Raw genomic sequence first — 20,417 nt, forward strand, 5'->3', positions numbered from 1 at the left:
CATTCCTGCGGGCTCCACAGCGGTTTTTGCCGCTCTAGCAGACTAGCCCTTTGCTGTCGAGATATGGCGCTGCTGGTCCTTTGCGTATACTGCGCAAATGTTTTCCCCAACGGCTTTGCGTCCGCGATACGCCAAATGGCTGATCGCAACCGGACTCTTCCTGATGCTCAGTGGCTGTGTTGATAAACCCAACACCCTCGAGCGCGTAAAGGAGGATGGTGTGCTGCGGGTGGTTACCCGAAACAGCCCCGCCACCTACTTTCAGGATCGCAACGGTGAAACCGGCTTCGAATACGAGCTGGTGAAGCGCTTCGCCGACGATCTGGGGGTCGAACTCAAGATCGAGACCGCCGACAACCTCGACGACCTGTTCAGTCAGGTCGGCAAGCCCAACGGCCCGGTGCTGGCCGCCGCGGGTCTTGTCAGCAGCGAGGAACGCAAGAAACAGGTGCGTTTCTCCCACTCCTATCTGGAAGTCACCCCGCAGATCATCTATCGCAACGGCCAGTCCCGGCCGACCGACGCCAAGGATCTGGTGGGCAAGAAGATCATGGTGCTCAAGGGCAGCACCCACGCCGACCAGCTGGCACAGCTGAAACAGAAATTTCCCGGCATCGAGTACGAAGAGTCCGACGCGGTCGAGGTCGTTGATCTCCTGCGCATGGTGGACGAAGGTCAGATCGACCTGACCCTGGTGGACTCCAACGAAGTGGCGATGAACCAGGTGTATTTCACCAACATCCGGGTTGCTTTCGACCTGGGCGATGCCCGGGACCAGGCCTGGGCCCTGGCAGCCGGGGATGACAACAGCCTGCTCAACGAGGTCAACGATTACCTCGACAAGGTCAAGAAGAACGGCACCCTGCAACGTCTGAAGGACCGGTACTACGGGCACGTCGACGTCCTCGGCTACATGGGCGCCACCACCTTCGCCCAGCACCTGCAACAACGCCTGCCCAAGTACGAACAGCACTTCAAGGCCTACGCCAAGAAGGAAAAGGTCGACTGGCGCCTGCTGGCGGCGGTGGGCTATCAGGAATCCCTCTGGCAACCGACCGTGACCTCCAAGACCGGCGTGCGCGGCCTGATGATGCTGACCCAGAACACCGCGCAGGCCATGGGCGTGTCCAATCGCCTCGATCCGAAGCAGAGCATCATGGGCGGCGCCAAGTACCTGGCTTATATGAAGGATCAGCTGGACGAGTCGATCCAGGAGCCGGACCGCACCTGGTTTGCCCTGGCGGCCTACAACGTCGGCAGCGGCCACCTGGATGACGCGCGCAAGCTGGCGGCCAAGGAAGGACTCAATCCGGACAAATGGCTGGATGTGAAGAAGATCCTGCCGCGCCTGTCCGAGAAGAAGTGGTACAGCAAGACCCGCTACGGCTACGCCCGCGGCGGCGAGCCGGTGCATTTTGTGGCGAACATCCGCCGCTACTACGACATCCTGACCTGGGTCACGCAGCCACAGCTTGAAGGCGATCAGGTGGCCGAGGGCAACCTGCATGTGCCTGGCATCGACAAGAGCAAGCCGGCGCAGGAAACCCCACCGCTCTGACAGACACCGCGCCCCCACAGGTTCATGGGGCTACTGCAGACTTTGTGAACAACACACCCCGTAGGAGCGAGGCTTGCCCGCGAAGAGGCCGGATCATCCAACCTCAATGTTGGCTGTCCTGACGCCTTCGCGGGCAAGCCTCGCTCCTACGGGGGTCAGGCCTTGGCGGCAGCCGCCAGAATCAGCGCCTTCATCTCCGAGACCGCCGACTTGAAGCCCACGAACAGCGCATGCGCCACCAGCGCGTGGCCGATGTTCAGTTCGTTGATGCCCTTGATCGCCGCCACTGCCTCGACGTTGTGGTAATGCAGGCCATGGCCGGCATTGACGATCAGGCCCTGGGCCAGACCGAAGGCCACGCCGTCGGCGACGCGCTTGAGCTCTTCAGCCACTTCGGTCGGCGTCTCGGCATCGGCGTAACGGCCGGTGTGCAGTTCGATGGCCGGCGCACCGACGCGGCGCGACGCCTCGATCTGCCGCTCGTCGGCATCAATGAACAGCGACACTTGCGAACCGATCTTCGACAGGCGCTCAACTGCCGCCTTGATCCGCGCTTCCTGCCCCGCCACGTCCAGGCCGCCTTCGGTAGTCAGTTCCTGACGGGTTTCCGGGACCAGGCAGATGTGCGCCGGACGAACGCGCTCGGCGAACGCCATCATTTCTTCGGTGACACCCATTTCGAAGTTCATGCGGGTCTGCAGCACTTCGCTGAGCACCAGCACGTCGCGCTCCTGAATGTGCCGGCGGTCTTCGCGCAAATGCACGGTGATACCGTCAGCGCCCGCCTCTTCCGCGTCCAGGGCTGCCTTGACCGGGTCCGGGTAGCGGGTGCCGCGGGCCTGACGCAGGGTGGCGACGTGGTCGATGTTCACGCCAAGAAGAATGCGGGTGCTGGTGGTCACGGAAACGCTCCAGAAGAAGAGAAAGTTCGGTGCACAGCATACACGGGGAATTTACGGCTTTCGAAACAACTCTCGGGATACCAGCGGCCGACCGCCCAAATGAACCGCCAGCGCCTGGCGCATCAGGCGTTTGGCTGCCGACAGCGCACCGGGGGCGGACCAGTCGGCTTCAGACATGGCCAGCAGTTCGACGCCGTTGAACAGCCCGGGTTGCAGCAGGTAGACCCGCTCCAGTCCGGCATCCACCTGCAGGCGATAGAGGCCATCTGGCGCGATGGGCTCGCCGTGGATGTCGGTGCTCAAGGCAAAGCCGTAACCCAGGTCATCCAGCAGGCGCCATTCGAACGAGCGCAGCAACGGCTCCAGCGGCCGACCTTCGGCCAGGGCCAGCAAGGTCGCGGCGTAGTGATCGAACACGCCGGGGTGCGGGTCTTCGGCGGGCAGCAGGCGAATCAGCAGTTCGTTGAGGTAGAGCCCGCTGAACAGCGCTTCGCCGTGCAGCCAGGTGGAAACCCCAGCACTTTCCATGCGCCCGACATTCTTAAGCTCCCCGCGCCCACGAAACTCCACTTCCAGCGGCACGAACGGCCGCGCCAGCGTCCCGGCCTTGCCCCGCGCACTGCGCATTACCGCCCGCAATCGCCCTTGGGGCGTGAGGAAGTCCACCAAGGCGCTGGTTTCGCGGTAGGCGCGGGTGTGGAGGACGTAGGCGGGTTGGCCGATGGGCGGGGTTTGCGACATGTAAGTCAGGGGGCTCTTTTGAAAATGCGATCCGATAATCAACCCGAAACCAATGTGGGAGCGGGCTTGCTCGCGAAGGCGGCGTGTCAGTCAACCAGGATGTTGAATGATAAACCGCTTTCGCGAGCAAGCCCGCTCCCACAATGGATCTGTGCAGTACCTGAAGGTTTACAGGTCGCCGTAACCCAACGACCGCAACGCACGCTCATCATCGGACCAGCCACCCTTAACCTTCACCCAGAGGTTAAGCATGATCTTGGAGTCGAACAGCAGCTCCATGTCCTTGCGCGCTTCGGTGCCGATGCGCTTGATGCGCTCGCCCTTGTCGCCAATGATGATTTTCTTCTGGCCGTCACGTTCGACGAGGATCAGCGCATGAATGTGCAGGGTTGCCCCCTGCTGCTTGAACTCTTCGATTTCGACGGTGATCTGGTACGGCAGCTCGGCACCCATCTGGCGCATGATCTTTTCACGCACCAACTCGGCGGCGAGGAAGCGGCTGCTGCGGTCGGTGATCTGGTCTTCCGGGAAGAAGTGATCGTTTTCCGGCAACTGCTCGGCAATCACCTTCTCCAGCGCGTCGAGGTTGTGCCCGTGCTGCGCTGAAATCGGGATGATCTGCGCGTTCGGCAACTGCTCCTGCAACCAGGACAGGTGCGGCATCAGCTCGGCCTTGTCTTCGATGCGGTCGGTCTTGTTCAGCGCGACGATCAAGGGACCTGTCACGAACTGCACACGCTCGAGGACCATCTGGTCTTCTTCGGTCCACTTGGTGCGGTCGACCACGAAGATCACCACATCGACGTCTTTCAACGCCGCCGAAGCGGTCTTGTTCATGTAGCGGTTCAGGGCCTTTTCGCCCCCCTTGTGCATGCCGGGGGTGTCGACGTAGATCGCCTGCACATCGCCCTCGGTCTTGATACCGAGCATGTTGTGACGGGTGGTCTGCGGCTTGCGCGAGGTGATCGCCAGCTTCTGGCCGAGGATGTGGTTGAGCAACGTGGACTTGCCCACGTTCGGACGGCCGACGATGGCAACGTAGCCACAGCGAGTTGCGGTTGTATCAGTCATTGCCATTCTCCACACCCAGGGCAATCAGTGCTGCGGCGGCCGCTACCTGTTCGGCAATACGACGGCTCACACCCTGACCCCGGCTTTTTTCGTTCAGTAGGATGATTTCGCATTCGACGAAGAACGTCCGGCAATGCGGCTCACCCTGGATATCCACCACTTCATAACGTGGCAGCTCGCAACCGCGGGACTGCAGGAATTCCTGCAGGCGGGTTTTCGGGTCCTTGTTGGTGTCGACCAGCGTCAGGCCCTCGAACTCGCCGGCCAGCCAGGCCAGTACGCGCTCGCGGGCCACTTCGATGCCGGCGTCCAGGTAGATCGCACCGATCAGCGCTTCCAGGGCATCGGCCAGAATCGACTCACGACGGAAACCGCCGCTTTTCAACTCGCCGGAACCCAGGCGCAGGTGCTCGCCCAGATCGAAACCACGGGCCAGTACGGCCAGGGTCTCACCTTTCACCAGGCGTGCACGCAAACGCGACAACTGGCCTTCGCGGGCCAGCGGGAAGCGCTCGAACAGTGCTTCGCCGGCGACGAAGTTGAGGATGGCGTCACCGAGGAATTCCAGGCGCTCGTTGTTGCGCCCGGCAAAGCTGCGGTGAGTCAGGGCCAGGACCATCAGCTCCTGGTCCTTGAAGGTGTAACCGAGCTGACGCTCGAGACGGCTTAGAGAGGCGCTCACGGTTTACCCACGCTGAGTTCGTGGTTGGATTCCACCGCCATCACCGAGATGCGGCGCAGGCTTGGGACAATTAACGCTGTGTTCAAAAATAACGTCCTGAATATCATTGGCTTCATGCTTTCGGCCCCGAAATCCGTCGGTTCCAGAAATGCATTCGGCGCTGTGTTCAACAGCGCCGTGTGTGATTACTGAATCAGGCCAACCCGCGAGAAATTCGGCAAGTGACTGAGTTTGGGTTCCGGCCAGCTCATCCAGACTGCAAAGGCCTTGCCGACGATATTCTTGTCGGGAACCATGCCCAGCAGATCCTTGGGAATGTTCGGATCATCCCAGTAGCGACTGTCGTTGGAGTTGTCGCGGTTGTCGCCCATCATGAAGTAGTGGCCGGCAGGCACGGTCCAGGTACGGTCCGGCGTTGCGCGGTAGCGGCTCATTTCCTTGCGGATCAGGTGCTCGGCGACGCCGAGCTTTTCCTTGTAGAGCTCGGCGCTGCCCAGCGTGCCCGGCTCGGAGCCGATCAGTTGCTCGGCAATAGACTGGCCATTGACGAACAGACGCTTGTCGGCGGTGTAACGAACCTGATCACCCGGCAGACCGACCACACGCTTGATGTAGTTGACGTTCGGGTCGCTCGGGTAGCGGAACACCATCACATCGCCGCGCTGTGGCTCGCCGACTTCGATGATTTTCTTGTCGATCACCGGCAGGCGGATTCCGTAGGAAAACTTGCTCACCAGGATGAAGTCGCCGACGTCCAGGGTCGGTTTCATCGAGCCGGACGGAATCTGGAACGGTTCCACCAGGAACGAACGCAGCACCAGCACGATGAACAGCACCGGGAAGAACGATTTGCCGTACTCGACCAGCAACGGCTCCTTGTTCAGCTTCTCCAGCACCACCCCGTCAGGCTGGCTGACGCTGCCCTCGTAGGAAGCAATGGCGGCCCGCCGACGCGGCGCCAGGATCAGCAGATCGAGCAACGCCAACAGACCGCAGACGAATACAGCGATAACCAGCAACAGCGGGAAATTTAGCGACATAGGACCTAACTATCCAACCTGAGCACGGCAAGGAAGGCGTCTTGTGGAATTTCCACGTTACCGACCTGCTTCATGCGTTTCTTACCGGCCTTTTGCTTCTCCAGCAGCTTTTTCTTACGGCTGACGTCACCACCGTAGCATTTGGCCAATACGTTCTTTCTGAGTGCCTTGACGGTTGTACGCGCCACAATCTGACCACCAATGGCGGCCTGGATTGCCACGTCGAACATCTGCCGTGGAATCAGTTCTTTCATCTTTTCGGTCAACTGGCGCCCTTTGTAGTGCGCGTTGTCCTTGTGCACGATCAGCGCCAGGGCATCGACCTTGTCGCCGTTGATCAGCACGTCCAGCTTCACCAGATTAGCCGATTGGTAACGATCGAAATGGTAATCGAGCGAAGCATAGCCGCGGCTGGTGGATTTGAGACGGTCGAAGAAGTCCAGGACCACTTCGTTCATCGGCAAATCGTAGGTCACCTGCACCTGGTTGCCGAGGAACAGCATGTCGTGCTGCACGCCACGCTTCTCGATGCACAGGGTGATGACGTTGCCCAGGTGTTCCTGCGGCACAAGGATGTTGGCGCGCACGATCGGCTCGCGCATGTCTTCGATCGAAGACAGGTCCGGCAGTTTCGACGGGTTATCGACGTAGATCGTCTCGCCGGTCTTGAGCAACAGCTCGAAGATTACCGTCGGCGCGGTGGTGATCAGGTCCAGGTCGTATTCGCGCTCCAGGCGCTCCTGGATGATCTCCATGTGCAGCATGCCGAGGAAGCCGCAACGGAAGCCGAAGCCCAGTGCGTCGGAGCTTTCCGGGGTGTACTGCAGGGACGAGTCGTTCAGGGTGAGCTTTTGCAGGGCGTCACGGAAGTCTTCGAAGTCGTCGGAGCTGACCGGGAACAGGCCGGCGTAGACCTGCGGCTGAATGCGTTTGAAACCTGGCAGCACGTCGACGTCCGGCGTGGAGCTCAGGGTCAGGGTATCGCCCACCGGCGCACCGTGAATGTCCTTGATGCCGGCGATGATGAAGCCCACTTCACCGGCCTTCAGGTCAGTGGTGGCGGTATGTTTCGGGTTGAACACACCAACGCTGTCCACCAGGTGGACCTTGCCGGTGGATTTGACGAGGATCTTGTCGCCTTTCTTCACGCGGCCGTGGCGTACGCGTACCAGGGACACGACGCCCAGGTAGTTGTCGAACCAGGAGTCGATGATCAACGCTTGCAGCGGATCTTCGATATTGCCGACCGGCGCCGGAATGGTGGTGACCAGGCGCTCGAGCACGTCATTGACGCCCAGGCCGGTCTTGGCGCTGCAAGTGACCGCGTCGGTGGCATCGATACCGATGATTTTCTCGATTTCGTCCTTCACGCGGTCAGGCTCGGCCTGCGGCAGGTCGATCTTGTTCAGGACCGGCATCACTTCCAGGCCCTGCTCGATCGCGGTGTAGCAGTTGGCAACCGACTGCGCTTCAACGCCCTGGCCTGCGTCGACCACCAGCAGCGCACCTTCACAGGCCGCCAGCGAGCGGCTGACTTCGTAGGTGAAGTCAACGTGGCCGGGGGTGTCAATGAAGTTCAGCTGGTAGGTAATACCATCCTGGGCTTTGTAGTACAGCGTGACACTGTGCGCCTTGATGGTGATTCCGCGCTCACGTTCAAGGTCCATGGAGTCCAGTACCTGGGCTTCCATTTCACGCTCGGCCAGGCCGCCGCAAATCTGGATGAAGCGATCGGCCAGCGTCGACTTGCCATGGTCAATGTGGGCGATGATGGAGAAATTGCGGATATGACTCAAATCACTCACGGATCAACACTCAAAAAGGCTGCAGGCATAGCCCGCCGAAAAATAGCCGGGAATTGTACCTGATCCACGGCGCTAGCGTCACGTTCGCAGGTCAGACGGCAGGTACAAAAACGCCCCGGTCTTGCGACAGGGGCGTTTTCAGATGAGACAAAAGACGTAAATGGCTCGCTTTTAGCCGGCGCGACGCAACAGCCAGAGCCCCGCCAGGGCGCAGATCCCGGCGGGTACCAGCACCGCGAACAGCGGCGAGAAGCCGAACACCAGGCTCGACGGCCCCAGCAAATCCTGGGCAATGCGGAAGGTAAAGCCCACCAGCACGCCGGTAAACACGCGCTGACCCAGGGTTACCGAGCGCAACGGGCCGAAGATGAAGGAGATCGCCATCAGCACCAGGGCGGCGGTGACCAGCGGTTGCAACACCTTGACCCAAAAAGCCAGCCAGTAACGGCCGTTGTTCAGACCCTGGTCCGCCAGATAGTGGATGTAGCCCCACAGACCGGAGATCGACAGCGATTCGGGCGCCATCACCACCGTGCTCAGCAATTGCGGGCTCAACGCCACGTCCCAGCGCTCGACCGGGGTGTTGACCACTTCCGTGCTGCGTTCGTGGAACAAGGTGGTGGTCACATCGCTCAACTGCCAGTGATCGGTCTGGAATTCGGCACGCTTGGAGAAGCTGGACGACACCATGTGCCGTTCCTTGTCGAAGTGATAACGGGTCACGCCGTACAGGATGCCGTTGGGTTGTACCGAATTGACGTGGATGAACTCGTCGCCCTGACGGTGCCACAGGCCGTGCTTGGCGCTTTGCGCGTCGCCACTGCCCTGGGCCAGCGAACGGTTGGCCTGCGCGGTGCTTTCAGTGGCCGGCGCGACGTACTCGCCGATCAACAGCCCCACCACCATCAGCACCAGCATCGGTTTCATCACCGCCCAGACGATCCGCCCGACCGAAACCCCGGCCGCGCGCATGATGGTCAGTTCGCTGTTGCTGGCCAGACTGCCCAGACCGATCAGGCAACCGATCAGAGCGGCCATCGGCAGCATGTCGTACAGACGACGCGGCGCCGTCAGCAAGACGTAACTCAGGACATCGAGCAACGTATAGGTATCGCTGACATCGCCCATCTCATCGATGAACGCAAACAGTGTCGCCAGACCGAGAATGATCCCCAGTACCGCCAGGATCGCCATGAACACGCTGCTACCGATGTAGCGGTCGAGCTTAACCACGGGCCACCTCCCGCGCGCTGCGACGACTCGCCAGCTTCAGCTGCAAGGGCTCCCAGTAGAGCAGGCCCAGGCCGATGAGCAGGAATATCCCGTGCACCCACCACAGACCGAGCGCGGGCGGAATCTTGCCCTTTTCGAGGGCGCTGCGAGCGGCAATCAGGATGGTCAGGTAAGCCATATAAAGAAGAATCGCCGGTAGCAGCTTGAGGAAACGGCCCTGGCGCGGGTTGACCCGCGACAGCGGCACCGCCATCAGGGTCACGATGAACACCAGCAACGGCAGGGACAGGCGCCATTGCAGCTCGGTGCGCGAACGGATGTCGTCACTGCTCAGCAAGGACGCGGTGGTCATGGCATCGCGGTCGGTCACTTCATCGCTGACATCCGGCTTGGGCAGCAGTACACCGTATTCCTGATAGTGAATCGCCCGGTAATCGGCCTGCCCCGGATTACCGTCGTAACGGTAGCCGTTGTCGAGAATCAGGTAGCGGTTGCCATCGGCGCGGATTTCCTGACGGCCCTTCTCGGCCACCAGCACCGAAATCCCGCGGTCTTTCTGGTCGGAAGAAAGGTTCTTCTGGGAAATGAACACGCCGGCCAGATTGACCCGGTCATCCGACAGCTGTTCGGTGTAGGTCACCCGGGTGCCGTCGCGCAGGGCCTGGAAGCGACCCGGCTCCAGGGTATCGAACTCGGTCAGGGCGTCCTGCTTGTTCAGCAGAAGCTGGAACTGATTGGCCCCTTGCGGCGCCAGGCTCAGGCTCAACCATGCAACCACCAGCGCCACCAGGGCGGCCGGGAACAGGGTCATGCGAAACAGGCGTTGCTGGCTCATGCCGGTGGCCGACAGCACGGTCATTTCACTTTCAAGATAGAGGCGACCGTAAGACAGCAGGATCCCGAGGAACAGGCCCAGCGGCAGGATCAGCTGCAGAAAGCCCGGCAGGCGAAAGCCCATGATCAGGAACAGCGAGCTCGGATCCAGTTGGCCCGAAGCCGCTTGCGCGAGGTACTTGATGAAGCGTCCGCTCATGATGATGACCAGCAGCACGGCGCTTACGGCGCTCAAGGTCAACAGGACTTCGCGGGATAGATAACGGAAGACGATCAAACCAGACACTCCAGGGTTGTCAGGCTAAGGCGGCCAAACAAGCAAACACTTCAGACAGCCCGCAGGGCAGAGCCGCCGAAAAAAGATGGCGCATTATCCTGTGATTGTGTGCGCCTGTCACTTCGCAATGCATCCGGACACCTGCCGCAACGGCCCTGTTCACCACCCTACAATCGTATGACCAAGGGTTGTCAGGCGCAGGTAGCGAGGTTCAAACTGCGGCCTTCGTCGCCAGACACTGCTGGCGCCTTCTATTTATAAGCAAGCGACGCACACCCGCTGTCGAGCGCTTGCGAGTTGACCATCAATTCAGGGACCTGGACATGGAACTGGTTGTAAAAAGTGTTAACGCGGAAACATTGAAGACCGCCACGCTGGTCGTCGCCGTCGGCGAAGGCCGCAAGCTGGGTGCCACAGCCAAACAACTCGACGAACTCAGCGGCGGCGCCATCAGTGCCGTTCTCAAGCGCGGCGACCTGTCCGGCAAAGTCGGCCAGAGCCTGCTGCTGCACAGCCTGCCGAACCTCAAGGCCGAACGCGTGCTGCTGGTGGGCGTGGGCAAGGATGAAGAACTGGGCGACCGTCCGTTCCGTAAAATCATCGCCGGCGTGCTCAACACCCTCAAGGGCCTGGGCGGCAGCGACGCGGTACTGGCCCTGGACGAAATCGTCGTCAAGGGTCGCGACAGCTACGGCAAGACCCGCCTGCTGGCTGAAACCCTGATGGACGGCGGCTACCAGTTCGACCAGTTCAAGAGCCAGAAAGCCGAACCGCGCGCCCTGAAGAAAATCACCCTGCTGACCATCAAGGCTGCCCAGGCCGAAGTGCAGCGCGCCGTGACCCACGCCACCGCGATCGCCAACGGCATGGCCTTCACCCGCAACCTGGGCAACCTGCCGCCGAACATCTGCCACCCGACCTTCCTCGGCGAGCAGGCCAAGGACCTGGGCAAGGAATTCAAGGATCTGAAAGTCGAAGTGCTCGACGAGAAGAAGATCAAGGCGCTGGGCATGGGTTCGTTCTACGCCGTCGGCCAGGGCAGCGCCCAGCCGCCGCGCCTGATCGTCATGCAATACAACGGCGGCAAGAAATCCGAGAAGCCGTACGCGCTGGTCGGCAAGGGCATCACCTTCGACACCGGCGGCATCAGCCTCAAGCCGGGCGCCGGCATGGATGAAATGAAATACGACATGGGCGGCGCCGCCAGCGTGTTCGGCACCCTGCGTGCCGTGCTGGAACTCAAGCTGCCGATCAACCTGGTGTGCATCCTGGCCTGCGCCGAGAACATGCCGAGCGGCACCGCTTCGCGTCCGGGCGACATCGTCACCACCATGAGCGGCCAGACCGTGGAAATCCTCAACACCGACGCCGAAGGCCGTCTGGTGCTGTGCGACGCCCTCACCTACTCCGAGCGCTTCAAGCCGCAGGCGGTGATCGACATCGCCACCCTGACCGGCGCCTGCGTGGTCGCACTGGGTTCCCATACTTCGGGCCTGCTGGGCAACAACGACGAGCTGATCGGCCAACTGCTGAGCGCCGGCAAGGCCGCCGATGACCGCGCCTGGCAACTGCCGTTGTTCGATGAGTACCAGGAACAGCTGGACAGCCCGTTCGCCGACATCGCCAACATCGGCGGTCCGAAAGCCGGCACGATCACCGCGGCCTGCTTCCTGTCGCGCTTCACCAAGAACCTGAACTGGGCGCACCTGGACATCGCCGGCACCGCCTGGACCAGCGGCGGCAAGGACAAGGGCGCCACTGGCCGTCCGGTCCCGCTGCTGACCCAATACCTGCTGGACCGCGCCAAAGCCTGAAACCGATGACCAGGGGCGGCGCTGCTTGCGGGCAGCGCCGCCCCTGGCTCAGGAACCGCAATGACCAAAGTCGACTTCTATATCCTGCCCAGCGCCGATCCTTCGGCACGCCTGGATTTCGCCTGCAAACTCACGGAAAAAGCCTGGCGCATGGGCCACCGTGTCTATCTGCATTGCAGCGACGCCGCCCAGCGTGACGATCTGGATGCGCGCCTGTGGGCCTTCAAGGGCGAAAGCTTCGTGCCCCACGGTCCCGCGGAAAGCGAACCGGACGGGCTGATCGTTCTGGGTAGTGGCGATGATTGCGGTCAACATCAGGATTTGCTGGTCAACCTGGACCTCAAGATCCCCGCTTTTGCCCAGCGTTTCGCCCGCGTGGCGGAAGTGGTGGTCGAAGATCCGGTGATCCGCCAGGCCGCGCGGGAGAGTTTCCGTTTCTACCGCGAACAGGGCTATCCTCTGCAAGATCACCGTTTACAGCGACTCTGAGCATTCCGATGGACACTCCAAAACCGCTGCAAAAATCCGCGCACCTGCTGGACGACCTCGAGTCGATCCGCCAATTGCTCGGCGATGACAACCTGCAACCGCCGCTTTTGACCGACACGGTCGAAGCAGGCGATCAGGAACAGATTCCGATGCTGTTCGACGCCGTCAGCGAACCTGAACCGGCCGTCGCACCCGCCCCTTCCGCGCCTGCTGCTGCAGAACCTGCACCGAGCGCCGACAAAAACGCCGAAGCCCAGCTGTACCTCGACAGCGAACTGCGCGCCGCCGCGCAATTGATCATGCAAGACGTGATCGACGACTTCGCCCCGCACATCGAAACCGAAATCAAACGCCGCTTGAGCGCGCGGCTTGAGCGGTTGTTGAGTCAGTACAACGACTAAAGGACACCCGGGATCCCTGTGGCGAGGGGGCTTGCCCCGTTGGACTGCGTAGCAGGCCCCTCTTTTTGGGGCCGATTCGCGACCCAACGGGGCGGTGCGACGTTTCGACAAGCCCCCTCGCCACAACGACACCTCACCAAGAGTCCGCTCTCAGGTGCTCAAATAACGCCCAATCAACGCAATCCCGCTCGCCAGCACCAGCCACGTCACCAACCGCACAAACGCCTCCCGGGACAAGCGCCTGGTCAAACGCCGACCAACCCACAATCCCAGCGCCATCGCCGGCAGCAAGCAGACCGCCAACACCAGCAACGGCACATCCGAATACACCCCGGCGAGCGCAAACAGACTCAAACGCACCACCGTGCTGCAACTGATCAGCGCGCTTTGGGTCGCCCGGGCTTCATCCTTGGGCAGTCGGCTGTTCAGATAAATCGCGTACAAAAAGCCGCCACTGCCAAACAACGCCCCGAACATCCCGCCCACCGTGCCCATCGGCACTGACCATGCGGCCGACAATTGCGCCGGACGGGCTTTTATCCACAGGCTGTAAATCGCGTAGGCACTGATGAACAGCCCCATCAATAGCAGCAACAGGTCGGATTTGAGGTTCAGCAGGAAAATCACCCCAAGGGTGCAGCCCACCGCCATGCACGGCAGCAGCCGCAGTAGCTCGGGCCTGGCCACGTCCCGGCGTGAAGGCAGCAGGTTGCCGAAGGCTGCGACGAAATCCAGCAGCACCAGCAGCGGGACGATTTTCGACAGTGGCATGAACAGGATCAGGATCGGCCCGGCGACCAATGCGGTGCCGAAGCCGGCGATGCCGAAAACAATGTAGGCCAGTGCAACGCCGCCCCCAATCACCACCCATTCCCCAGCGCCAAACTGCCACTGGCCCAACCAATCAATCAGCATGTCACTCAATCCCTGCGTAGGAGCTGGCTAAATCATGTACTGCAGGCTGCGATCTTTTGATCTTGCTCTTTAAAGATCAAGATCGCAGCCTTCGGCAGCTCCTACAAGGGGTCGTGCATTCGGCTCGGGAATGCCTTTAAACTGCGCCCCATGATTAAAGATCCCTTTGCAAGACTCGGCCTGGACCGCGAAGTCCTGACCGTTACTCAGCTCAACGGCCGTGCGCGGGTGTTGCTTGAAGACGTGTTCAGCAATATCTGGGTCGAGGGCGAAATCTCCAACCTCGCGCGCCCGGCGTCGGGCCACGTGTACTTCACCCTCAAGGACAGCGGCGCACAGGTGCGTTGCGCACTGTTCCGGCAGAACGCCGCACGGGTGCGCCAGGCGCTGAAAGACGGCCTGGCGGTCAAGGTACGGGGCAAGGTCTCGCTGTTCGAAGGGCGCGGCGATTATCAGCTGATCCTCGACACCGTGGAGCCGGCCGGCGACGGCGCCTTGCGCCTGGCGTTCGACGCTTTGAAGGAAAAGCTCAGCGCCGAAGGCCTGTTCAGTGCCGAGCGCAAAGTGCCGCTGCCGGCGCATCCGCAACGCATCGGTATCATCAGCTCGCCCACCGGCGCGGTGATTCGCGACATCATCAGTGTGTTCCGCCGTCGTGCACCCCAGGTGCAGCTGACCCTGATTCCCACCGCCGTCCAGGGCCGCGAAGCCACCGCGCAGATCGTCCGCGCCCTGAAACTGGCGGACGCCCGTGGCTTCGATGCCTTGATCCTGGCCCGTGGCGGCGGCTCGCTGGAAGACCTCTGGTGCTTCAACGAAGAAGCCGTGGCCCGCGCCGTGGATGCCTGCGTGACACCGATCGTCAGCGCCGTCGGCCACGAAACCGACGTGTCGATCAGTGACTTCGTCGCCGACGTCCGCGCCCCCACCCCGTCCGCCGCCGCCGAACTGCTGGCCCCGGACTCCAGCGATCTGGTGCGTCGGGTCGAGAGCCTGCACCGGCGCCTGGTGATGCGCATGCGCGACCGCCTGATGCGCGATCGTCTGCGTCTGGAAGGCATTTCCCGGCGTCTGCGTCATCCCGGCGAACGCTTGCGCCAACAAGCGCAGCGCCTGGACGATCTGGACATGCGCCTGCGCCGGGCCTTCGAGCGCAACCTCAACACCCGTCGCGAACGCTTGATCCGCCTGGAAACCCGCCTGGCCGGGCAGCATCCGGGCCGGCAACTGGCGATGCTGCGCCAGCGCCTCGACAGCCTCGCCGAACGCCTGCCCCGCGCCATGCGCGAAGGCCTGAAAAGCCGTCGTCTGCAACTGCACAGCCAGATGCAGACCCTGCACGTGGTCAGCCCGCTGGCGACCCTTGGCCGTGGTTACAGCATTTTGCTGGACGAGCGCGGCAACGCGATTCGCAGCGCTGCGCAAACCCAAAACGGCCAGCGCCTGAAGGCCAAGCTGGGTGAAGGCGAACTGCAAGTGCGGGTCGAAGACAATCACCTGACACCCGTCACCCTTTCTTTACTGGATTGATCCATGCCACGCTTTTTAGCTTCGCTTCTCTTGTTGTGCCTGACGCTCAATGCCCACGCCGATAGCTACATCACGCGCCTGCTGAACAAACCGGTGCCCGGCGGCGTGGCCGTGGTGGATCTGGGCAGCGCCGCGCAGGCCCCGAAAGCCAGCTATCAGGGCAAACCGGTACTGGTGGTCAAGGAGCAGAACAACTGGCTGGCGATTGTCGGCGTGCCACTGACGGTCAAGCCGGGGGCGCAGTCCATCAGCAGCGGCGGCCGCACCCTGGGTTTCACCGTCGGCAGCAAGAAATACCCGGAACAGCGCATCACCCTGAAAAACACCCAGCAGGTCAATCCGGACCAGGACAACCTCAAGCGCATCGAACGCGAGCTGGCCGAGCAGATTGCCGCCTACCGCACCTTCAGCCCGAATACGCCGAGCAACCTGTTGCTGGACAAACCGGTCAACGGGCCGCTGTCGAGCAAGTTCGGTGTACGTCGTTACTTCAACGGTGAAGAACGCAATCCTCACTCGGGGCTGGATTTCGCCGTGCCTGCCGGCACCCCGATCAAGACCCCGGCCGCGGGCAAGGTGATCCTGATCGGCAATTACTTCTTCAATGGCAACACGGTGTTCGTCGACCATGGTCAGGGCTTCATCAGCATGTTCTGCCATATGTCGAAAATCGATGTGAAGGTCGGCCAGCAACTGGCGCGCGGTGCGGTGGTGGGCAAGGTCGGCGCGACCGGTCGGGCGACGGGGCCGCACATGCACTGGAATGTCAGCCTGAATGATGCGCGGGTGGATCCGGCGATTTTCATTGGGGCTTTCCAACCCTAATTTTGCGGTGTGGCTGAGGGCCTCTTCGCGGGCAAGCCCGCTCCCACAGGGTGCTTTGGTGTACACGAAATCTCTGTCACCTCCAGCCACTGTGGGAGCGGGCTGCCCGCGAAGAGGCCGGCAGCCTCACCACCGAATTTCAATTGCTGACGCTCAATCATCGGCGCAATCATTCACGCCCCACACCCCGAAATGCGCGATCAAATCGCGACAATCACAGCAAAAGCAGAACTTCTCCCAATTTTTTCTGACTGCTTGCCATCCTCCCCCCTCAAGGTTAGGGTTGAAGGCATGAAAACCTCTCACACCCTCATCCAGCTCCGTCAGCATCGCAGCTTGTGCCTTGTCAGCGCACGACTGCCAGGCTGAATCGCGGCACCTCGTCTCACGCGTTATCCAGAACATTGATCCACCGGCAGGCCGCCTTTTTTCGGCCCACACAATAAGGATTTCCCCATGAGCATGCTCAAAGACCCGTCTTCGAAATACCGCCCGTTCGCGACCATCAATCTTCCGGATCGCACCTGGCCGTCGAAAACCATCACCGCCGCCCCGATCTGGTGCAGCTCCGACCTGCGTGACGGCAACCAGTCGCTGATCGAACCGATGGACTCGGCGAAGAAGCTGCGCTTCTGGAAAACCCTCGTGCAGGTCGGCGTGAAAGAAATCGAAGCCTCCTTCCCGTCCGCTTCGCAAACCGATTTCGACTTCGTCCGCACCCTGATCGAAGACGGTCATATCCCCGACGACACCACCATCCAGGTATTGACCCAGGCACGTGAAGACTTGATCGCACGTACTTTCGAATCCCTGCGTGGCGCGAAAAAAGCCATCGTTCACCTGTACAACGCCACGTCGCCTTCTTTCCGCCGCATTGTCTTCAACCAGGATGTGAACGGGGTCAAGGAAATTGCCGTGAACGCGGCCAAGCTGTTCGTCAAATATGCCGCCCAGCAACCTGAAACCGAGTGGACCTTCCAGTACTCCCCGGAAACCTTCAGTGCCACCGAACTGGAAGTCGCCAAGGAAGTCTGCGACGCGGTGATCGAGGTCTGGAACCCGACGCCCGAGCGCAAGATCATCCTCAACCTGCCGGCCACCGTGGAATGCGCGACCCCGAACATCTACGCCGACCAGATCGAATGGTTCAGCCGCCACATCAACCGTCGTGACAGCGTGATCATCAGCCTGCACACCCACAACGACCGTGGCACCGGCGTTGCCGCCACCGAGCTGGGCCTGATGGCCGGCGCCGACCGCGTCGAAGGCTGCCTGTTCGGCAACGGCGAGCGTACCGGTAACGTCGACCTGGTGACCGTGGCACTGAACATGTACACCCAGGGCCTGAACCCTGGGCTGGACTTCTCCGACATCGACGGCGTGCGCAAGGTCGTCGAAGAGTGCAACCAGATCCAGGTGCACCCACGTCACCCGTACGTCGGCGATCTGGTTCACACCGCGTTCTCCGGCTCCCACCAGGATGCGATCCGCAAGGGCTTCGCCCAGCAGAAACCGGATGCATTGTGGGAAGTGCCGTACCTGCCGATCGACCCGGCCGACATCGGCCGCAGCTACGAGGCGGTGATCCGCGTCAACAGCCAGTCGGGCAAGGGCGGTATCGCCTACCTGCTGGAGCAGGAATACGGCATCAGCCTGCCGCGTCGCATGCAGATCGAGTTCAGCCAGGTCGTGCAGCGTGAAACCGATCGCCTGGGCCTGGAAATGACCGCCCAGCAGATCCACGCCCTGCTGCACAGCGAATACCTGCAAGCCAACGCGCCTTACGCGCTGGTCAGCCACCGCCTGCAGGAAGAAAACGGCCACAGCGCCGTCGAAGTGGAGGTCGCCAGCCAAGGCCAGGGCGAAACCAACCTGCACTGGCGCGGCAAGGGCAACGGCGCCCTGGAAGCCCTGGTGGCCGGCCTGCCGGTTCCGGTGGAAATCATGGACTACAACGAGCACGCCATCGGCGCGGGCACCAATGCCAAGGCAGCCGCCTACATTGAACTGCGTGTGAATGGTGAGCGTGCGGTGCACGGCGTCGGCATCGACGAAAACATCACCACCGCCAGCTTCAAGGCCCTGTTCAGCGCGCTGAACCGCTCGCTGAGCCAGCCGGAAGCCAAAGCGGCGTAAAGCTCACTGCCATGCAAAAGGCCCCGGGGTGTGAACCTCGGGGCCTTTTTGTTTGAAGATCAAAAGATCGCAGCCTTCGGCAGCTCCTAAAGGAGTACGCGTTCCCCTGCAGGAGCTGCCAAAGGCTGCGATCTTTTAAAGCTGTTCAGAATCTCAGGTGAATTCGAAGGTATCGGCATCCAGATTCGCCGGAAACCTGGTGCGATACGCCTGCAGCTCCGCCGCATCGAGCACCACCTTGAACACTCCATCCGCCTCCCCCGCACTGAGCAAGGTCTCGCCCTGGAAGTCCAGCACCTGACTGTCGCCGGTGTAGGCAAAGCCTTTCCCGTCCGTGCCGACACGATTCACCGCCGCCACATAACACAGGTTTTCAATCGCCCGCGCCGGCAGCAGACGGTTCCAGTGCTGGCGCCGTGCACCCGGCCAGTTGGCGGTGTACAGCAGCAGGTCGGTGTCCTGGGCATCACGGCTCCAGACCGGGAATCGCAGGTCGTAGCAGATCAGCGGCCGCACCCGCCAGCCCTTGAGCTCGAACTGCACCTGACGCTCGCCGGGGGTGTAGTGGTTGTGCTCGCCGGCCATGCGGAACAGGTGGCGCTTGTCGTAGTGCAGCACCTCGCCATCCGGCCGCGCCCACAGCAGGCGATTGCGGTGGCTGCCGTCGGCGGCCTGGACGATCACGCTACCGGTGATCACCGCATCGAGCCTCGCCGCCTGGGCCCGCAGCCACTTGCTGGTCGGACCGTTCTCCGCCTCGGCCAACGCCTCGGACTCCATTGAGAAGCCGGTGGTGAACATCTCCGGCAGGATGATCAGGTCAGCCCCGCGAGCCTGTTCCAGCAGCGGTTCGAAATGCGCCAGGTTGGCCTGGCGGTCATGCCAGGCCAAGGTTGTCTGGACCAGCGCAACGGTCAATTTCGGCAAGGCACTCAAATCACGCATAGTTTTTCCGCTGCTTCACGCAGGGTCTCCTGGCGTTTGGCAAAGCACAGGCGCACCAGGCGCTGGCCTTCGGGTGGCGTCTGGTAGAACACCGAGATCGGGATGCTCGCCACGCCATGTTCGCGGGTCATCCACAGGGCCATTTCGACGTCATTCAGATCCGGGCGGATCTGCGAGTAGTCGACCAGCTGGAAGTAAGTGCCGGCGACCCGGGTGAAACTGAAGCGCGACGGCGCCAGCAAATCGCAGAACAGGTCACGTTTGGCCTGATAGAAGCCGGGCAACTCGTCGATGTGCTCCGGGTGTTCGGCCATGAAATCGGCCAGGGCGAATTGCAGCGGGGTCACACCGCAGAAACTCACGTACTGGTGCACCTTGCGCAGCTCTGCCGTGAGGGCCGGCGACGCGACCACGTAGCCGGTTTTCCAGCCGGTGACGTGATAGGTCTTGCCGAACGAGCTGACCACGAAGGCGCGCTGATACAGCTCTTCGTGATTCAGCACGCTGACGTGGGGCACGCCGTCGAACACCAGGTGTTCGTAGACTTCATCGCTCACCAGATAGATGTCGCGACCACGAATCAGGTCCGCCAACTGATCCAGCTCCGCACGGCTGATCAGCGCGCCACTGGGGTTATGCGGGGTATTGAGCACGATCATCCGGGTGCGCGGCGTAATGGCCGCGGCCAGCTTCTCGAAGTCGATGGAGAAATCGTCCAGCCCCAGTTGCACATGCACGCAACGACCGCCGGCCAGCTCCACCGACGGCTCATAGCTGTCGTAGGACGGGTCGAACACGATCACTTCGTCACCGCTGTGGATAACGGCCTGGATCGCGCAGAAGATCGCCTGGGTGGCGCCGGGGGTGATGGTCACTTCATGATCGGCATCGACGCCGACGCCATAGCTGCGGGCGATCTTCGCCGCCACCTGCTGACGCAGCAGCGGCAAGCCGGTCATCGGGGAATACTGGTTGTGGCCTTGGGCAATATGCCGGCCGACCGCATCGCACAGCGCCTGCGGTGCATCGAAATCGGGGAAACCCTGGGACAGATTGATCGCCCCGGTCTGCGCCGCGAGCTGAGACATCTGAGTGAAGATGGTGATGCCGACATTCGGCAACTTACTGGTGATCATCGGTGGGCCCCTGACGGTGAGCTTCAAGTTTCAAGCGACAGGCTGCAAGCGGTCAAGCATCAAAGTCCCACCCACAAAAAAGG

The 20,417-nt window shown here is 61.7% G+C and carries 18 protein-coding genes; 7 read left to right on the forward strand and 11 right to left on the reverse strand.

All coding sequences use genetic code 11. The features are described 5' to 3' along the window. Positions 1–97: 97 nt before the first annotated feature. Positions 98–1,558: a membrane-bound lytic murein transglycosylase MltF gene (gene mltF / locus HNO86_RS01355; protein ID WP_175375229.1), complete on the forward strand. Its 1,461-nt coding sequence runs from the start codon at positions 98–100 to the stop codon at positions 1,556–1,558. Positions 1,559–1,713: 155 nt separating this feature from the next. Here the strand turns inward: mltF and pdxJ are convergent, their stop codons facing one another. From pdxJ to lptF, 8 genes are all read right to left on the reverse strand, one after another. After that, the gene (pdxJ, locus tag HNO86_RS01360; protein ID WP_175375230.1) at positions 1,714–2,460 is read right to left on the reverse strand and encodes a pyridoxine 5'-phosphate synthase; all 747 of its coding nucleotides are present in this window, start codon (positions 2,458–2,460) and stop codon (positions 1,714–1,716) included. A 51-nt stretch (positions 2,461–2,511) separates the two neighbouring features. Next, positions 2,512–3,201: a DNA repair protein RecO gene (recO, locus tag HNO86_RS01365; protein WP_175375231.1), complete on the reverse strand. Its 690-nt coding sequence runs from the start codon at positions 3,199–3,201 to the stop codon at positions 2,512–2,514. A 168-nt stretch (positions 3,202–3,369) separates the two neighbouring features. Then, positions 3,370–4,272 (reverse strand): GTPase Era, encoded by a 903-nt coding sequence (gene era, locus HNO86_RS01370; protein WP_175375232.1) that lies wholly within the window; start codon positions 4,270–4,272, stop codon positions 3,370–3,372. After that, on the reverse strand, positions 4,265–4,954 hold the full coding sequence (gene rnc / locus HNO86_RS01375) for a ribonuclease III (RefSeq protein ID WP_175375233.1): 690 nt from the start codon (positions 4,952–4,954) through the stop codon (positions 4,265–4,267). The genes era and rnc overlap by 8 nt, the downstream gene beginning before the upstream one ends. A gap of 185 nt (positions 4,955–5,139) precedes the next feature. Further along, positions 5,140–5,994 (reverse strand): signal peptidase I, encoded by an 855-nt coding sequence (gene lepB, locus HNO86_RS01380; RefSeq protein WP_175375234.1) that lies wholly within the window; start codon positions 5,992–5,994, stop codon positions 5,140–5,142. Between the two features lie 5 nt (positions 5,995–5,999). Beyond that, the gene (lepA, locus tag HNO86_RS01385; protein WP_175375235.1) at positions 6,000–7,799 is read right to left on the reverse strand and encodes a translation elongation factor 4; all 1,800 of its coding nucleotides are present in this window, start codon (positions 7,797–7,799) and stop codon (positions 6,000–6,002) included. A 171-nt stretch (positions 7,800–7,970) separates the two neighbouring features. Then, positions 7,971–9,032, reverse strand: coding sequence for an LPS export ABC transporter permease LptG (lptG, locus tag HNO86_RS01390; protein WP_175375236.1), 1,062 nt, complete (start codon positions 9,030–9,032; stop codon positions 7,971–7,973). Beyond that, positions 9,025–10,143, reverse strand: a complete 1,119-nt coding sequence (lptF, locus tag HNO86_RS01395; protein WP_175375237.1) for an LPS export ABC transporter permease LptF — start codon at positions 10,141–10,143, stop codon at positions 9,025–9,027. The genes lptG and lptF overlap by 8 nt, the downstream gene beginning before the upstream one ends. Before the next feature lie 323 nt (positions 10,144–10,466). On the opposite strand from lptF, the gene HNO86_RS01400 reads away from it, so the two are divergent. From HNO86_RS01400 to HNO86_RS01410, 3 genes are read left to right on the forward strand one after another with little or no spacing between them, the layout of a single operon-like run. Then, positions 10,467–11,957 (forward strand): leucyl aminopeptidase, encoded by a 1,491-nt coding sequence (locus HNO86_RS01400; RefSeq protein ID WP_175375238.1) that lies wholly within the window; start codon positions 10,467–10,469, stop codon positions 11,955–11,957. A 60-nt stretch (positions 11,958–12,017) separates the two neighbouring features. Continuing rightward, the gene (locus tag HNO86_RS01405) at positions 12,018–12,446 is read left to right on the forward strand and encodes a DNA polymerase III subunit chi (protein ID WP_175375239.1); all 429 of its coding nucleotides are present in this window, start codon (positions 12,018–12,020) and stop codon (positions 12,444–12,446) included. A gap of 8 nt (positions 12,447–12,454) precedes the next feature. After that, positions 12,455–12,847 carry a DNA polymerase III subunit chi gene (locus tag HNO86_RS01410; RefSeq protein WP_175375240.1) on the forward strand — a complete coding sequence of 131 codons (393 nt, stop codon included), beginning with the start codon at positions 12,455–12,457 and terminating at the stop codon, positions 12,845–12,847. A 150-nt stretch (positions 12,848–12,997) separates the two neighbouring features. Here the strand turns inward: HNO86_RS01410 and HNO86_RS01415 are convergent, their stop codons facing one another. Then, positions 12,998–13,762 (reverse strand): sulfite exporter TauE/SafE family protein, encoded by a 765-nt coding sequence (locus tag HNO86_RS01415; RefSeq protein WP_175375241.1) that lies wholly within the window; start codon positions 13,760–13,762, stop codon positions 12,998–13,000. A gap of 150 nt (positions 13,763–13,912) precedes the next feature. Between HNO86_RS01415 and xseA the strand changes: the two genes are divergently transcribed. The 3 genes from xseA (at position 13,913) to leuA (ending at position 18,253) form a co-directional block, all read left to right on the forward strand. After that, positions 13,913–15,292, forward strand: coding sequence for an exodeoxyribonuclease VII large subunit (xseA, locus tag HNO86_RS01420; protein WP_175375242.1), 1,380 nt, complete (start codon positions 13,913–13,915; stop codon positions 15,290–15,292). Between the two features lie 3 nt (positions 15,293–15,295). Then, positions 15,296–16,117, forward strand: coding sequence for a M23 family metallopeptidase (locus tag HNO86_RS01425; protein WP_175375243.1), 822 nt, complete (start codon positions 15,296–15,298; stop codon positions 16,115–16,117). 456 nt (positions 16,118–16,573) lie between these two features. After that, positions 16,574–18,253, forward strand: a complete 1,680-nt coding sequence (gene leuA, locus HNO86_RS01430) for a 2-isopropylmalate synthase (protein WP_175375244.1) — start codon at positions 16,574–16,576, stop codon at positions 18,251–18,253. A gap of 153 nt (positions 18,254–18,406) precedes the next feature. Here the strand turns inward: leuA and HNO86_RS01435 are convergent, their stop codons facing one another. Together HNO86_RS01435 and HNO86_RS01440 are read right to left on the reverse strand one after the other, a co-directional pair. Next, complete coding sequence (locus HNO86_RS01435; protein WP_175375245.1) at positions 18,407–19,198, reverse strand: amidohydrolase; 792 nt, start codon at positions 19,196–19,198, stop codon at positions 18,407–18,409. Beyond that, positions 19,186–20,334 (reverse strand): pyridoxal phosphate-dependent aminotransferase, encoded by a 1,149-nt coding sequence (locus tag HNO86_RS01440; protein WP_175375246.1) that lies wholly within the window; start codon positions 20,332–20,334, stop codon positions 19,186–19,188. The genes HNO86_RS01435 and HNO86_RS01440 overlap by 13 nt, the downstream gene beginning before the upstream one ends. Positions 20,335–20,417: the final 83 nt, after the last annotated feature.

Origin of the sequence: Pseudomonas sp. C1C7, assembly GCF_013359595.1 — a bacterium.
In the GTDB taxonomy this organism is placed as follows: Bacteria; Pseudomonadota; Gammaproteobacteria; order Pseudomonadales; family Pseudomonadaceae; genus Aquipseudomonas.